This is a genomic window from Providencia sp. PROV119 (assembly GCF_028482435.1).
GTDB classification, from domain to species: domain Bacteria; phylum Pseudomonadota; class Gammaproteobacteria; order Enterobacterales; family Enterobacteriaceae; genus Providencia; species Providencia stuartii.
This window is the reverse complement of the sequence record NZ_JAMPQL010000002.1, coordinates 334,927-350,794: the sequence shown is the minus strand read 5'-3', so window position 1 is coordinate 350,794 and position 15,868 is coordinate 334,927. Positions and strand designations below refer to the sequence as shown.

The following is a 15,868-nucleotide window of genomic DNA, read 5'->3' as shown; positions in this document are numbered from 1 at the left end:
GAGTTTAAACCATCAATATTTATTAACTCAAAAATCACTTCGGACTAAGTATTATCCGAGTATAGAAGCGATAGTTTTATTTAACAATGGCGAAAAATGTCACTTTAGCCAGAAAAGTAGAATTTGAAAGTAAATATACAGAATTGGAATGTCAAATAAAGAGTGGATGATTTTAAAAAGACGACTTAATTAGGTTTTTTATTCCAAATCAGCCACTACAGAGTAGTGGCTGATAGCAAAATTAGTTATTGAGGCTGATATTCTGCATTTTTCCGTGATGATTCAGTGCAATCTTTTGTATTTTGAACAAAATAACCAATAATCATTGGTAATATTGTTATTGCCATGACACCTGTTGTGGATAGTAGCGGATCAAAAGGTAATGCGGAAACTAATATACTGGCGACAAAACACAATCCCAGTTGTAAGGTATTTTGCAATGCGGCAGCTTTACCACTTGCCTGAGGGTAGGCATTCAGCGCTTTTGAAACTGCAATTGGGTAAGAAGCACCGTTCATTGCTGCCATAAAACAAAAGGGGATTAAGATCATGGTTAGGCTTGGTGTGGTATAAATTGCCATTACAAACAGAATTGACATACTCACAGCATAGCCGATCAATAATAATGGAAATAAGATTTCAGCACGGACTTTGATTAATAAAAAACGACATCCATAACCACCAATAATAAAGGCAAGAGTTTGAGGAATATAACTCAGACCAATATCTGCTGGGTCAAAACCCATATTTCTTAAAATAAAAGGTGACCCCGTTAACCAAGCAAAGAAACCGGCACTACAGGATGCGTAAACCAAAACGTTACCACTGTATATACGTGAGCTGAGTAATTTTAAAAATGAAACGGACTCTTTTCCTGATGTACTACTAATGATCTCTTTTGGGGCAACATTTTTTAATAAAAATGTCGGAAGTAATAATAAAACCCCAACGGCCATTAAAACAACAAAGATAATTTCCCAATCATAATGCTCAAGCACCCATGCACCCAATAAAGGCGCCAAAGCAGGAGAAAGAGCAACTAGGGGCATAATGGTCGCAAACACTTTTTGCGTACTAGAGGAGTCATAACGGTCGATAACTAGTGCTTGCCAAAGAACGGCTGCACTACAGACGCCAATTGCCTGTAAAAAACGTAAGATAAGCAGTTGTGTTGCACTGGTGACCCATAACATCCCTAAACAACTTAAAATAAAGAGTGACAAACCGGCAATGAGGATCGGTTTACGACCTAGCTTATCCGATAAAGGCCCCCATAGCAGTTGAGCAAGGGCAAATCCCCCTAAGAAGATACTTAGAGAAGCACTAATTGCGCCTTCAGAAGTATTTAATGCAGTTTGCATTGACCCAAATGCGGGAAGATACATATCAATAGCTAAGAACCCTAGCATACTCAACCCAGCAAGGTAGAACATAAAGCCTGGGGAGTTTTTTGTCGCTGTATTTGTCATGGCAGATTACTTATCTAAAATTTACAAAATTGTTAATAGATACCCTATTGTATAGGTTGTATTTTTACATTGTGAAACGGTAATATTTGGAATGTGCTATCAAAATTTTTGAAAGGTATCGTTATGTGGTCAGCTCATTCCTTAGAAGTGATTGATGCAGTTGCAAGAACTGGGAGTTTTAGTGGTGCAGCAGAGGAGCTTCACCGAGTGCCTTCTGCGATTAGCTATACGGTCAAGCAAGTCGAGGAATGGCTTGCAGTACCGATATTTGAGCGCCGTCACCGCGATGTTGTTTTAACAGAGGCTGGGGAAATATTTATCAAGCAAAGTCGATCTGTTATCAAAAAAATGACACAGACACGCCACCAGTGTCAGCAAGCCGCAAATGGCTGGCGAGGGCAGTTTAGTATTGCGGTTGACTGCATAGTGAAACCTCAACGAACGGAGCAATTGATCCTCGATTTCTATCGCCACTTCCCAGACATTGAGTTGTATATCCATCCTGAAGTTTTTAACGGTGTTTGGGATGCGCTTGCGGATGGGCGTGTCGATGTGGCTATTGGTGCAACACGCGCCTCACCGATCGGCGAACGCTATAGTTTTCGCGATATGGGGTTTATGTCATGGTTATGTGTTGCCAGTCCTAACCACCCATTAGCGCAGTTAAAGGGAGGATTAACGGATGACCAAATGCGTGAATACCCAAGTCTATGCCTTGAAGATACATCAAGGAACCTACCCAAACGCGATACATGGGCACTAGATAACCAGCGGCGTTTAGTCGTGCCATTTTGGGAAAATGGAATGGCGTGTTTAGTGAATGGGTTATGTGTTGGGATGGTACCTGAACACCGCGGAGCGCCATTTTGTGACGCTGGAAAGCTTGTGCCATTACAATTAACACAGCCGTTTCCGCCAAGCCCATGCTGTTTAACTTGGGTTGAAAAAAATACCTCACCGGCGTTGAGTTGGTTACTTGAATACTTAGGAGACAGTGAAACACTCAACGCCGAATGGCTAGCTCCTTAATTAGCGGCGGTAATCGATGAACGGACCATCAGCCACTGAGCGCCGTTCAACTAAACGTGGATGCACTTCGATTGTTTGTGCATCTTCACGTTTATTCACTATGCGATCTAGCAACATAGCGAATGCCATTTGGCCTAAGCGTTCTTTAGGTTGATGTATTGTGGTTAATGCAGGGGTGAAATAACGTGCATTGCGCACATTATCATAACCTATAATGGAAATATCTTGAGGAACCCGTAGCCCCATTTCGTCAGCGGCACAAATGGCGCCCATCGCCATGATGTCACCACCACAGAATACGGCAGTGGGTTTTTGCTTATTACTCAAAATTTGCATCATGGCTTTATAGCCTGACTCAGGTTCAAAGTCGCCTTGAACAATCCATTCGTCACGTAAAGTGACCTTCGCCTCTTCCATGGCCTTTTTAAAGCCAGTGAGCCGCCCAATCCCTGTATTTCTTTCCAAAGAGCCGGGGATCACCGCAATATCGCGATGGCCTCGGTCAATTAAGTAACGACCCGCGAGATAGCCGCCATGGAATGAATTATCAATGATACTGTCAGTAAAGTCACCGCGTGATGTTCCCCAATCCATAACGACCATTGGGATGTTACGGTAATCTTCTAACATATTGATTAGTTTATCAGGATATTCAGAACACATGACGAGTAGGCCATCGACACGTTTTTGTGCCAGCATCTGTAAATAAGCTTGTTGTTTACCTAAGTTATTATGCGAATTACATAAAATTAGAGTATAGCCTTTCTCATAACAACTGTTTTCAACAGACTCAATGACCTCAGCAAAATAAGGTGCCTCACTCGATGTCGCGAGCAAGCCGATGGATTTTGTATGATTAACTTTCAAACTACGAGCAACGGCACTCGGCGAATAATTGAGTTCTTTTATTGCAGCCCAAACAGCAGCCTTAGTATCATCGGCTACAAAGCGTGTTTTGTTAATTACATGGGATACGGTTGTGGTGGAGACGCCAGCGCGCTTCGCCACATCTTTAATCGTTGCCATGGGGAAAAAAAACTCCTGACCAATAAGCGGTCTTGTCATGAATTCTTATTAAAAATTACCAGCATATTGAGGCATAGTACCTTAACTGGCAATAATTTAGCGATTTGTTATCGATTTTGTCTGATCTAGCGCAAAAACAAAAGAAATAATTGATGTTATAACCTGTGATATAGACACTGGTTTTTATAAATCGTCATGTCATACTTATTTAACCATGTTAAAGTTATGGTTATGTTGCTGGTTAACTGTTCGTTTGATGAGAGGAACTCATGGATACAGATTTTAAATTTGGATTATTAGCAGCGTTAGGTTCTTTGGCTGTGATCATTGCTTTTGCAGTACATATTTTCTAATTTTGCCTTTTAAATAAAGGTAGAATGAATAAGGGCGAGTGAATACTCGCCCTTATTGTTAGTGATAAAAATCAATTAAGCTAGATTTTCTTCAACAAATTTCCAATTAACCAGCGCCCAGAAGTTCTCTAAATACTTAGGACGTGCATTGCGGTAGTCAATATAGTAGGCGTGCTCCCAAATATCGACAGTAAGAAGAGGTTTGTCATCACCAGAGATAGGGGTGCCAGCGTTAGAGGTATTTACAATCGCTAAGCTGCCATCAGTTTTTTTAACTAACCAAGTCCAACCAGCACCAAAGTTTTTGGTTGCTGCATCAGTGAACTGCTGTTTAAATTCAGCGAAAGAACCAAATGCTTTGTTAATCGCTTCTGCGACTTTACCTGTTGGTTCCCCGCCAGCGTTTGGCGCTAAGCAGTTCCAGTAGAAAGTGTGATTCCAAACTTGTGCCGCATTGTTAAAAATACCAGCATCTGAGGTTTTAATGATCTCTTCCAGTGATTTACCTTCGAAAGCAGTACCTTTGACTAAGTTATTCAGGTTAACAACATAGGTATTATGGTGTTTACCATAATGGTACTCGAGTGTTTCTTCCGAGATATAAGGTTCTAGAGCATTCTTAGCATAAGGTAGAGCGGGTAGTTCAAAAGACATTGCGTACTCCTTGTTTAGGTGTAAAACAACACATATGGGTGTAGTGCTCATAAAGTTGAGCGAATATTTTTATAGCCATGATCATGCTGTTAATGTGCATAAACTGAACATTTATGCGGCATGAACTATTATTTAATATATTAATAATAGCACGATATGGCTGCCTGATTGTAGGCTTAGTCATTATAGGGTTATCTTAACAAATCTTACTGATAAATACACCGTAAAATCATAGGGATATTATTTTATCAGCAGAGTTTCACCGTAACTGTAAACGGGGATATGAACGTATGGCTTTTCAATAGCGGGTGGATGACTAACGTGTAGTTAGCTCATAACTGCTGTGGCTCTCCTGATTGTTCCCTAATACCAAATAAATTTGTGAGATAGGCTGATAGTTCAGTGAGACTGTTATTCGTTGGTTTTTTATCATCGCGGGAGAGTATGGTAGGAAAAGAGTGATACAGAGCAGGGAGCGTGCTAGGTAGTAGATTTATTTGACTTGAATCATAAATAAGTCACAATACAAGCAAACCAAAGGAGGGGCTTAACACCCCTCTTTTTCATTCGTAATCGCAGCTTAACTCATTGATGTATTAAGAGTGAAATGTAGTATTATGTAGTATGTTTTTTGTTCTGTATTTTTTATCTTATTGAAAAACAAAAAATATACTAATTATATTAATGTTAAGGAAGTAAAAATGACGACAATTGAAAGAATCGAACGCCAGATTAAAGAAAACCCAATCCTGCTGTATATGAAAGGCTCTCCTAAGCTTCCTAGCTGCGGTTTTTCTGCTCAGGCAGTTCAAGCGTTATCTGCTTGTGGTGAACGTTTCGCTTATGTCGATATCCTGCAAAATCCAGATATCCGTGCAGAGCTACCAAAATACGCAAATTGGCCAACATTTCCCCAATTATGGGTTGACGGTGAATTAGTAGGTGGTTGTGATATCATCATGGAAATGTATCAGCGTGGTGAATTACAGTCACTGATTAAAGAAACAGCAGACAAGTACCGTCCTGCTGATGAGACGAAAGCTGAGTAATCTCGTCATTAATGTATCTAAAAAGACCGTATTAAGCGTTTAGACTAATACGGTCTTTCTATTTCGGAAACGGCTATTTTTTACTCTTGCTCCGCCGGTGGCCATCCACCGAGCTTTTTCCACTTATTAACTAACTCACAAAAAAGAAGAGCAGTGCGGTTTGTATCATACAAAGCGCCGTGAGCCTGCTTACCGTCGAAAGGGATCCCTGCTGCGACACAGGCCTTAGCTAAAATCGTTTGCCCAAAAACAAGGCCACTTAATGCAGCGGTATCAAAAGTCGCAAAAGGGTGGAAAGGGTTACGTTTTAAACCCGCACGTTCAGCGGCATTCATGACAAAGCTGTGGTCGAATGTGGCGTTGTGAGCCACAATGATAGCTCGATTACAATCGGTCGCTTTCATCCCTTTTCGTACCATTTTAAAAATGGCATGCAGTGCTTCATACTCACTAACAGCACCACGTAAAGGGTTAGTTGGGTCAATCCCCGTAAAAGCTAACGCAGCGGGTTCTAAATTAGCCCCTTCAAAGGGTTCAACATGAAAATGAAGTGTTTCATCAGGCGATAACCAGCCATCTTTATCCATTTTGAGCGTGATGGCGGCAATTTCAAGTAGACCATCCGTTTTGGCATTAAACCCACCAGTTTCTACATCAATGACAACAGGGTAATAGCCCCTGAAGCGGCTAACCAGTGCGTTAGGATTATTTTTATCAGACATTAGGCTTTCATTTTAGGTTTCCGGTTGTTGGTTATTATGCCAAAAACCGAAAAGTTTTGCAGATAAACTCACACTAGGCAGCATATGAACTGCCTAGTGACTTAAGAATCGAAATGAATTAATTACTGAGGCCTTTGCTAGCACTTTTGTTCTCAATTAGCTCGATTTTGTACCCATCTGGGTCTTCTACAAAAGCAATAATTGTACTACCACCTTTGACTGGGCCTGCTTCACGTGTCACATTTCCACCTGCACGGCGGATATCTTCACAGGTCTGAGCGACGTTATCGACACCGAGGGCAATATGGCCATAAGCTGTGCCTAATTCGTAACTATCAACCCCCCAGTTATAGGTGAGCTCAATTACGGCACCTTCACTTTCGTCACTGTAACCCACGAATGCCAATGAATATTTATACTCAGGGTTTTCACTGGTACGCAGTAGACGCATACCGAGAACCTTCGTGTAAAAATCAATTGAACGCTGCATATCCGTCACACGTAACATGGTATGTAGTAAGCGCATAAGAGAACTCCCTTGAATTAACTAAATGAAACTGAATCGTTTTAACGACTAATATAACGTACCTATTATCTTTAACACAATGAAATAGGTTTATTTATTGTACAAATAATAGATATAATCGTATTAGTGGAGTATATCATTAATTGGTGTTTTTAGTTAGGTGATATCAGTATGGCAGAGCAACTCGAGTTTTTTGAAATTCAAAGCCCTTGTCGTGGGATTTGCCAAGCCAATGAGCAAGGTTATTGCCGTGGTTGCTTTCGCTCTAGGGAAGAACGTTTCGGATGGTTAAAATTTACCGATAGCCAAAAGCGTAATATCTTACGTTTATGTCGTCAGCGCTATATTCGTTCAATAGCCGTCAAAACTCAGCAAGATGACTCACCTTCACCTCAACAAGAGCTTTTTTAATTGTTATCAACGCACTCATCCCCCATCAATCTTTTTAATTAAAGTTTTTTAACGACTATTCGTTGAAGCGTAATTAAATTGAAATGAAATTAATAAAACATAGTTAATTACTTCATATATCCTTCAATTAAATTTTAGTTATTCAAAATAATAATCAAATAAGGGCAAAGCTACCGAAAATGGCATGATTTTAAGATTAACTATATTTAATTGTTTTTAAAGGAGTAATCGGCAATTGTCTTTTTTATTGTTAATTGTAATTACTATAAGGGTTAAAATAGATAGATTCGAAAGAGGAGTAAGGCTATTCTTATTAACAAGATCATTGATAGTCTATGTGAGTAAATAAAACGATGTTTAATATATAAAATGAGTGGATTTAATGGGTGATTAAAATCACAAATCAAATGATTGACTATGACTATAAATAGGTATTTATCATGGTTTTTTCTAATAATTAGTTGTCATAGCAAGAAGGAGTGAATATATAATTTAAAGAATAATTTATGGGTTGTATATTTGTTGGGCAGAATAGTGTTATATAAGGAGGGAACATTGGAGTCACAAATAGGAGCTGATTTATCACGTGTTGTACGCATGTGGAGATCACTGATTGATCATCGTTTGAAACCACTTAAGCTAACGCAAACGCATTGGATTACGTTACATAATATTAGCCAGCTACCGCCGGAGCAGTCGCAAATTCAACTTGCAAAAGCGATTGGTATTGAGCAACCTTCATTAGTGAGAACATTAGATCAGTTAGAGGAAAAAAAACTGATTTCTCGTCACACTTGTGCGAATGACCGTCGTGCAAAAAGAATAAAACTGACACCAGAGTCTGAGCCATTTATCAAAACAGTTGATGAGGTAATTGATAATACACGCAAAGAGATTTTAGGAAATATTACACAGGATGAACTGGGTCAGTTATCATTATTGTTACTGAAATTAGAGAAAAATATTTTACGATTACAAGGAGATTTATAATTAGTGAAATTATTAATGAGCTAAGTACATTATTAAACTTTAAATCATTATGACAAGATTAATTATCTATTTTATTGATAGAACTTTTCTTCTGATTTTTTCGCCTAATAAATTAGTATGAAGCTAAATTATTGGCTTTATTTATTGTTTGATGATAAATCATTTTTATTTTAACTGATTTATAAGATAGAAGGGTGTTTAAAGTTTACTGCTGTTAACTTGAGTAGCAAGTGATACTTTTTAGATTAATTGTGTTTTGAGGAACAAATCAAACAGCGTAAAAATAATCATTGGAATTTAAGCAAACATTAATATTTGTCAGTTATTTACAGATGTTCAACGGTCTGTTGGTACTGCATAAGATGTCAAATCCAAAGTCCAATAAGGAAGTGAAACTGTAGATGTATGATGACTACACAACAATGGTTTAGGTAACCTTAAAATTAAGAAGATATGTTCACCGGTCAGAATTTTGCCGGTGAACATATACTAAGATTAACGTGGAGAAACAGTGACCGTGCCGCCACTATTTGCAATCATGACACGTTGGCCAGAACGGAAAACACTTGGATCTTGTTTTTGAACGACGACAATGTTTTTGCCGCTATCAAGACGGATCTCTAACTGTACACCTTGGCTTCTATTCAGCGCACCTTGGGCTTCTTGGCCTGCTAAACCACCCGCAATAGCCCCCGCAGCGGTTGCAAGCGTTTTACCAGAGCCGCCACCAATGGTGTTACCCAATAGGCCGCCTAGTACCGCACCACCAATTGCACCGATAACGTTTCCATCATCACCTGCTTGGATAGTAACAGGGCGAGCATTAAGCACAGTGCCGTAAGTCACAGTCTGTACTTGTTTCGCGTCTTTAGCTGAAATAGTATCACCAGAAAGTGTACTGGTATTGACACAGCCAGATAATACAGTGACTGCTACAACACCGACGAAAACTTTCTTAAGCATAATTACTCCTATGAGACTTGCTGTCTGTGGCACTAACATAGCATTGGATTGTTGTTTTAACCATAATCACAATATGAAGATGACCATTATGATGTAGGGCTAAAACGGGTATCAGACTACTGATTTTGTTTTAAACAAAGTGTAAACACTAGGTAAAATATCTCAAAGTAGGAAATATTTCATAAAGTAAGGCACACTTTGTTAAATGTTTCCATTAAATAAATTGACGATACAAATATCATTGTGTGTTAATTGCACAAAAATTGTTCTAATTACCCAATGACGACCCTTGTTTGCATTGATAAATACCTTAGCTTGTTAATTATACTATAACTTATAATTGGCTAGGTAGATATTCGAGCGCCCAAATAACCTTATTGTCGATATTTTAAACGTAAAATCGTCAGGATCCGTGTACTGACTTTTTTTCTGCGAGTCAGCCCGAGAAATTACAATGTGTGGTTGACAAACTCCCCCATCAAAGCACAATCTTTTGAAGCTTAAATTCACAAAGCGTTATGCAACCTAAAGGAACAATAATGATAAAGTCAGGTCGTTATATAGGGATTATGTCAGGAACCAGCTTAGATGGGGTTGATGTTGTTCTTGCAGCGATTAGCGATAAATTTGTTGCTGAGCAATTAAGCATTAGTGTTGCGTTTCCTGTGGAGCTAAAAAAAAGAATTCTTAATATTTGCCAAGGCCAAGAAACCACATTATCTGAAATAGGAAAAATTGACCGTGAATTAGGGTCACTTTATGCCGATGCTGTGAATCAATTATTGGCGAAAGCCGGCATTCCCGCAAAAGATATCATTGCAATTGGTTGCCATGGGCAAACCGTCTGGCATGAACCCGATGGCCCGCAACCTTTTACCACACAACTGGGCGATAACAATAGAGTTGCTGCATTAACAGGCATTACGACGGTGGGGGATTTTAGGCGTCGCGATATGGCCTATGGTGGACAGGGGGCTCCATTAGTACCTGCATTCCACTTGGCAGTATTAGGCCATGCAATAGAAAAAAGAATTATATTAAATATTGGTGGCATATCGAACATTACCGCTTTACTGCCGGGGGCTTATGTCAAAGGTTACGATACCGGGCCTGGTAATATGTTGATGGACACATGGATATGGCGTCATAAACAGTGTGCATACGATGAAAATGGTCATTGGGCGAGTACAGGTACGGTACATCAACCTTTGCTCAAGGCGATGTTACGTGATCCGTACTTCCGGCGGTCGGCACCAAAAAGCACAGGGCGTGAATATTTTAATATGCAATGGTTAGATAAGCACTTATCTGACTTCCCTGATATTTTGCCTCAAGATGTGCAAGCGACTTTATGTGAATTAACCGCCGCGTCAATTGCCGAGCAGATTTTACTGTGTGGCGGCTGTGAACGTTTAATTGTTTGTGGGGGTGGTGCAAAAAATAGCTTTTTGATGCAGCGCCTAGCGGCTTTGCTTCCGGGGACAGAGGTGGGGCCAAGTGATAAATATGGTTTAAGCGGTGATGATATGGAAGCATTAGCTTTCGCATGGCTGGCTGCTCGAACTATGGCTAATTTGCCGGGGAATCTTGCATCCGTGACAGGCGCTGAACGTGAAACGGTGTTAGGTGCGATTTATCCCGCGAATATCGATGAAAAATAATTGCGTTAAGGAAATAAGTAAACGATGAATGACGCACAAAATTTAGAGTTAGCAGCATTACGCCGTGAATACACGAAAGGTGGTTTAAGGCGATCTGACTTAACGGCTGACCCACTAGATCTGTTTGAGAAGTGGTTAAAACAGGCCTGTGAAGCGAATTTAAGTGACCCTACTGCAATGTGTGTTGCGACTGTTGATGAAACAGGTCAGCCGTATCAACGTATTGTTTTGTTAAAGCACTTCGATGAAAAAGGGTTGGTCTTTTATACCAACATGGGGAGCCGAAAAGCGCAGCATTTAGGAAAAAACAATAAAGTCAGCTTACATTTCCCATGGTATCCACTTGAGCGCCAAGTGAGTTTTTTAGGGGTGGCAGAGCGTTTAAACCCTATTGAGGTCGTCAAGTATTTCCATAGTCGTCCAAAAGATAGCCAGATTGCGGCTTGGGCATCTCAGCAATCATCCAGAATTTCAGCGCGTAGCATTTTGGAAGGTAAATTTTTAGAACTAAAACAAAAGTTCCAAAATGGCGAAGTGCCACTACCGAGTTTTTGGGGTGGTTTCCGTGTGGTATTCAATAGTGTTGAGTTCTGGCAAGGGGGAGCCAACCGGTTACATGACCGTTTTATTTATCAGCGAGACGGGGATGGCTGGAAAATTGATAGATTAGCGCCGTAATTAAATGTTTTTTAGCTGGCACTTCACAGCTAGGCGCTTTATGCTATAGGTTCGTTTACGAAAACTGACAAGCGACACCTACGAGATTGGGTAATCACTCCCCAGCTCGAGGTCATTTTACTAAAAATAGATAGACAAAATTCAACTGATGGAGTCATTGATGTCTAGCAATAACCTGATTAAACAATTGCAAGAGCGGGGCCTCGTTGCCCAGGTAACGGATGAGGATGCGTTAGCAGAGAGACTGGCGCAAGGCCCTATCTCTCTCTATTGCGGCTTCGACCCTACCGCCGACAGCTTGCACTTGGGACATCTGGTTCCCTTGCTGTGTTTAAAACGATTCCAACTAGCCGGGCACAAGCCTGTGGCGTTGGTCGGTGGCGCGACGGGTCTGATTGGCGATCCGAGTTTTAAAGCCTCTGAGCGTAAATTAAATACCGCAGAGACCGTCCAAGAATGGGTAGAAAAAATCCGTAATCAAGTATCGCCTTTCCTAAGTTTTGATTGTGGCGATAACAGCGCTAAATTAGCCAACAACTACGATTGGTTTGGTAAAATGGATGTGCTGACTTTCTTACGTGATATTGGTAAACACTTTTCTGTTAACCAAATGATCAACAAAGAAGCGGTAAAACAACGCCTAAATCGTGATGATGTGGGGATCTCTTTCACTGAGTTTGCTTATAACCTGCTGCAAGGTTATGACTTCGCAAACCTCAATAAAGAGCATGGTGTTGAGTTACAAATTGGTGGTTCTGACCAGTGGGGTAACATTACTTCGGGTATTGATTTGACTCGCCGTTTAAATCAAAACCAAGTATTCGGTATGACTGTACCGTTAATCACCAAATCAGATGGTACTAAATTCGGTAAAACTGAAGGTGGTGCAGTCTGGCTTGATCCTAAGAAAACCAGTCCATATAAATTCTACCAATTCTGGATCAATACGGCTGATGCTGACGTCTATCGCTTCTTAAAATTCTTTACCTTCATGGAGTTAAGCGAAATTGATGCACTTGAAGAAGAAGATAAAAACAGCGGTAAAGCGCCACGTGCACAATATGTTTTAGCTGAAAATGTAACTCGACTGGTACATGGTGAAGAAGGTTTAGCCGCGGCGCGTCGTATTACTGAAAGCCTTTTCTCTGGTGCAGTGTCTGATTTGACCGAAGCGGATTTTGAACAATTGGCTCAAGATGGTATGCCATGCATTACGCTTGAAAATGGTGCTGACTTACAGCAAGCGCTTGTTGATTCAGAGTTAACACCTTCACGCGGTCAGGCAAGAACAGCAATTAGTTCAAATGCGGTGGCAGTTAACGGTCAAAAACAGACCGATCCAATGTATGTGTTCAGTGATTCTGATCGCCTGTTTGGGCGTTTCACACTGATCCGTCGTGGTAAGAAAAACGACTGCTTAATTAACTGGAAATAACGCTGACGAACCTTTGTCCTACTAGCCTGAGAAGTTCTCGGGCTATTTGTATTCATCATATTTTTCAGATGGCATGATTGACTAAATATATTGAGTTACTGTGAACATACCTGTTTCTATGAACGTTAGTATTGCCTCATTGGTTGGTCACATCTATTTGGAATTATTTTGAATCTATATACGCAATGGTGAATCACTGATTTCGCTTCATTCGATTTAACAATTCCTTGGGTCTTCCATGAAAAGTGTTCTCTCAATTCAATCCCATGTTGTTTTCGGTCATGCAGGAAACAGTGCGGCTGTCTTTCCTATGTGCCGTATGGGCGTCGATGTATGGCCACTCAACACCGTACAATTTTCCAATCATACGCAGTACCCGCAATGGACGGGCACAGTTTTTCCCGCTCAACATTTAACAGAGATTGTTAGCGGGTTAGCTAAAATTCATAAATTAGACATTTGTGATGCCGTCTTAAGCGGTTATATCGGCTCTGCTGAGCAAGGCAATGATATTCTTGCGATTGTCAAACAAGTCAAAGCAGCAAATCCACAGGCGCTCTATTTTTGTGACCCGGTAATGGGGCATCCAGAGAAAGGATGTATCGTTGCTCCAGGAGTTGCTGAGTTTTTATGTCAACAAGCCTTACAAGCTAGTGACATCATCGCACCTAACCTACTTGAGTTAGAAACACTGTCAGGAAAAACCATTGCAACGGTAGAGCAAGCTGTGGAAGCAGCACGTCAATTATGTCGCAAAGGGCCTAAAATTGTTCTAGTCAAACATCTAAGTCGAGCGGGCTACAGAGCCGATCGTTTTGAAATGATTTTAGTCACCGCAGAGCATAGCTGGCATGTGAGCCGACCTTTGGTTGATTTTGGTGAAAAGCAGCCGGTAGGAGTGGGGGATTTGACGAGTGGTTTGATGCTGGTGAATTTATTAAAAGGTGAAAGTTTGCCTAAAGCTTTAGAGCATGTAGCTGCCGCTGTTTATGAGGTGATGTTACAAACCAAAGTAATGGGTGAGTATGAGCTTCAATTAGTTGCGGCGCAGGATAAGATGGTTACACCAGAACATAAATTCTGTGCAACCGCACTTGATTAAAGTGTGCAAACAAATAGAACAGGTAGCGCTCCATTATGGAGCGCTACAGTAAAATCAGATCAAACCTTCAGCAGCTAATGCTTCTTGGACTTTAGGGCGCTTAGCGACTTTGTCTCGATACTCTGTTAAATGTTTCAGATGAGTAATATCAACACCGACGATTTTTGCCCAGTTACTCACGGTAAATAAATAAGCATCAGCAACAGTAAAGCTGTCATCGGCAAAGAAGGCTTTTTTAGCCAGTACATCATCAACATATTGGAATTTTTTGATGAGTGTCGCTTTAGCCATCTCTTTATACTCATCAGGAGTGCCCGGCGTGAATAAAGGCGCAAAATTCTTATGTAGCTCAGTAGAAATAAAATTCAGAGCCTCCAATTGATGGTAGCGTTTCATCGTACCTGCTGGCGCGATTAGATTTCTATCTTGTTTTTGATCAGCGAGATACTGGACGATCACGGCTCCTTCAGTTAGCTGTTCGCCATCATCTAAGATTAAGGTAGGAACTTGCCCTTTCGGGTTGATAGCTAAGAAATCTTCGCCATTTTCGGTTTTCTTCTCTTTTAAATTGACACGCACAATGCTGAAATCCAGCCCTGTTTCGCGCAAGATAATGTGAGGGGAAAGGGAACAAGCACCGGGAGCATAATACAATTTCATAATAAAACTCCTAAATAGTTATATTGGCAATCAGCAGACTAATATCATCCATAGTATATCATGACGCATGAGAAAGCATTTGCTTTAAGATGTCAGTATTTATTCGTTTTAGAATAGGCAGATGATTAGATGTAACTTTAGTAAATAATTAAGACTAATGCCTTATCTTTTATTGTGTGGAACTTGTTAGGATCCGCGTTCAAAATCAGCTATCACAGAGTCGCCACTTTATAACGTTAGGCTTGTAACATGGAAAGTATGTGTAACAAATTAAAAATATTAAATAAACTTGATAACGTATTAATGGCGCATACGCCTAATCAGAGTACTGGATTTAAGCGTTTTATTTTAGAATTTTGGTTTTTTGGCTTAATCAATGCACGCTCATGCTTATTTGCGGGCTTCTTTTTTTTAGCATTGTTTCTTGTTCCTGTTAAAGGTCTATTTGGTTTACCTCGCTATGATATTTTACTGGTGTTTGCAGTACTATTTCAGGCTTTTCTTGTTTGGTCAAAGTTAGAGACTTGGGATGAGCTAAAAGCGATTTGTGTTTTCCATTTAGTGGGGTTTATCATGGAGTTGTTTAAAACTTCAGCGACAATAGCCTCGTGGCAATACCCCGATGAAGCCTATAGTAAACTGTGGGGAGTTCCTCTATTTACAGGATTTATGTATGCGGCTGTTGGTAGTTATATTATTCAGTCGTGGCGTTTTTTTAAAGTGCGTATTGAGCATTACCCACCTTATTGGATGGCAACATTGGTGGCTTTAGCGATATACATTAATTTTTTTAGCCATCATTATATTGATGATTACCGTTGGTATTTAACGGCTTTTATTTTTGGCCTATATGCACGTAGTACCGTTTTTTATACTCCCTTAGATAAAGAGCGGCGAATGCCATTATTACTTGCGTTTATGCTGATCGGCTTTTTTATTTGGTTAGCGGAAAATTTCGGAACCTTTTTTGGGGTTTGGCAATACCCGAACCAAATTGGTGCGTGGTCGGTTGTGCATGCAGGGAAGTGGGGAGCTTGGTCTTTATTAGTCATTGTGACTTTTACGATTGTCGTTCATCTTAAACATATTAAGGCGAATGTCACAATCGCTCGTTAAATGCGGTTGTTTTTAAAAGCAAAA

At 40.3% G+C, this 15,868-nt stretch carries 17 protein-coding genes; 10 read left to right on the top strand and 7 right to left on the bottom strand.

Features of this window, described 5'->3' with window-relative positions:
• Nucleotides 1–245 precede the first annotated feature (245 nt).
• Nucleotides 246–1,469, bottom strand: coding sequence for a purine nucleoside transporter PunC (gene punC, locus PSF11_RS03945; RefSeq protein WP_004919190.1), 1,224 nt, complete (start codon nucleotides 1,467–1,469; stop codon nucleotides 246–248).
• A gap of 123 nt (nucleotides 1,470–1,592) precedes the next feature.
• Here punC and punR point away from each other — a divergent pair, with 123 nt between their 5' ends.
• On the top strand, nucleotides 1,593–2,498 hold the full coding sequence (gene punR / locus PSF11_RS03940) for a DNA-binding transcriptional activator PunR (RefSeq protein ID WP_040133068.1): 906 nt from the start codon (nucleotides 1,593–1,595) through the stop codon (nucleotides 2,496–2,498).
• Here punR and purR read toward each other — a convergent pair whose 3' ends face one another.
• Nucleotides 2,499–3,524: an HTH-type transcriptional repressor PurR gene (purR, locus tag PSF11_RS03935; RefSeq protein ID WP_014658224.1), complete on the bottom strand. Its 1,026-nt coding sequence runs from the start codon at nucleotides 3,522–3,524 to the stop codon at nucleotides 2,499–2,501.
• 269 nt (nucleotides 3,525–3,793) lie between these two features.
• Here purR and cydH point away from each other — a divergent pair, with 269 nt between their 5' ends.
• The gene (cydH, locus tag PSF11_RS21255) at nucleotides 3,794–3,877 is read left to right on the top strand and encodes a cytochrome bd-I oxidase subunit CydH (RefSeq protein ID WP_101495216.1); all 84 of its coding nucleotides are present in this window, start codon (nucleotides 3,794–3,796) and stop codon (nucleotides 3,875–3,877) included.
• Between the two features lie 75 nt (nucleotides 3,878–3,952).
• On the opposite strand, the gene sodB is transcribed toward cydH, so the two are convergent.
• Complete coding sequence (sodB, locus tag PSF11_RS03930; RefSeq protein WP_014658225.1) at nucleotides 3,953–4,531, bottom strand: superoxide dismutase [Fe]; 579 nt, start codon at nucleotides 4,529–4,531, stop codon at nucleotides 3,953–3,955.
• A 701-nt stretch (nucleotides 4,532–5,232) separates the two neighbouring features.
• Here sodB and PSF11_RS03925 point away from each other — a divergent pair.
• Nucleotides 5,233–5,580 (top strand): Grx4 family monothiol glutaredoxin, encoded by a 348-nt coding sequence (locus PSF11_RS03925; RefSeq protein ID WP_014658226.1) that lies wholly within the window; start codon nucleotides 5,233–5,235, stop codon nucleotides 5,578–5,580.
• An 80-nt stretch (nucleotides 5,581–5,660) separates the two neighbouring features.
• Here the strand turns inward: PSF11_RS03925 and rnt are convergent, their stop codons facing one another.
• Both rnt and gloA read right to left on the bottom strand, forming a co-directional pair.
• Nucleotides 5,661–6,302, bottom strand: coding sequence for a ribonuclease T (gene rnt / locus PSF11_RS03920; protein ID WP_004919199.1), 642 nt, complete (start codon nucleotides 6,300–6,302; stop codon nucleotides 5,661–5,663).
• A 118-nt stretch (nucleotides 6,303–6,420) separates the two neighbouring features.
• Entirely contained in the window at nucleotides 6,421–6,828 is a 408-nt protein-coding gene (gloA, locus tag PSF11_RS03915) for a lactoylglutathione lyase (protein ID WP_072502220.1), read from the bottom strand.
• 171 nt (nucleotides 6,829–6,999) lie between these two features.
• On the opposite strand from gloA, the gene PSF11_RS03910 reads away from it, so the two are divergent.
• Entirely contained in the window at nucleotides 7,000–7,239 is a 240-nt protein-coding gene (locus PSF11_RS03910) for a DUF1289 domain-containing protein (protein ID WP_004919204.1), read from the top strand.
• 555 nt (nucleotides 7,240–7,794) lie between these two features.
• Entirely contained in the window at nucleotides 7,795–8,229 is a 435-nt protein-coding gene (gene slyA / locus PSF11_RS03905) for a transcriptional regulator SlyA (RefSeq protein ID WP_036940025.1), read from the top strand.
• 495 nt (nucleotides 8,230–8,724) lie between these two features.
• Here the strand turns inward: slyA and PSF11_RS03900 are convergent, their stop codons facing one another.
• Nucleotides 8,725–9,192, bottom strand: coding sequence for a glycine zipper 2TM domain-containing protein (locus PSF11_RS03900; RefSeq protein WP_014658229.1), 468 nt, complete (start codon nucleotides 9,190–9,192; stop codon nucleotides 8,725–8,727).
• A 542-nt stretch (nucleotides 9,193–9,734) separates the two neighbouring features.
• Here PSF11_RS03900 and anmK point away from each other — a divergent pair.
• From anmK to pdxY, 4 genes are all read left to right on the top strand, one after another.
• Nucleotides 9,735–10,853 (top strand): anhydro-N-acetylmuramic acid kinase, encoded by a 1,119-nt coding sequence (gene anmK / locus PSF11_RS03895; RefSeq protein ID WP_041705626.1) that lies wholly within the window; start codon nucleotides 9,735–9,737, stop codon nucleotides 10,851–10,853.
• A 24-nt stretch (nucleotides 10,854–10,877) separates the two neighbouring features.
• Complete coding sequence (pdxH, locus tag PSF11_RS03890; RefSeq protein ID WP_004919212.1) at nucleotides 10,878–11,531, top strand: pyridoxamine 5'-phosphate oxidase; 654 nt, start codon at nucleotides 10,878–10,880, stop codon at nucleotides 11,529–11,531.
• A 160-nt stretch (nucleotides 11,532–11,691) separates the two neighbouring features.
• Nucleotides 11,692–12,966, top strand: a complete 1,275-nt coding sequence (gene tyrS / locus PSF11_RS03885) for a tyrosine--tRNA ligase (RefSeq protein ID WP_004919214.1) — start codon at nucleotides 11,692–11,694, stop codon at nucleotides 12,964–12,966.
• Between the two features lie 238 nt (nucleotides 12,967–13,204).
• Nucleotides 13,205–14,068, top strand: a complete 864-nt coding sequence (pdxY, locus tag PSF11_RS03880; RefSeq protein ID WP_036940029.1) for a pyridoxal kinase PdxY — start codon at nucleotides 13,205–13,207, stop codon at nucleotides 14,066–14,068.
• A gap of 54 nt (nucleotides 14,069–14,122) precedes the next feature.
• Here the strand turns inward: pdxY and gstA are convergent, their stop codons facing one another.
• The gene (gstA, locus tag PSF11_RS03875) at nucleotides 14,123–14,728 is read right to left on the bottom strand and encodes a glutathione transferase GstA (RefSeq protein WP_014658232.1); all 606 of its coding nucleotides are present in this window, start codon (nucleotides 14,726–14,728) and stop codon (nucleotides 14,123–14,125) included.
• Nucleotides 14,729–14,977: 249 nt separating this feature from the next.
• Between gstA and PSF11_RS03870 the strand changes: the two genes are divergently transcribed.
• Nucleotides 14,978–15,844, top strand: coding sequence for a DUF817 domain-containing protein (locus PSF11_RS03870; protein WP_040133071.1), 867 nt, complete (start codon nucleotides 14,978–14,980; stop codon nucleotides 15,842–15,844).
• The last annotated feature ends 24 nt before the right edge of the window (nucleotides 15,845–15,868 follow it).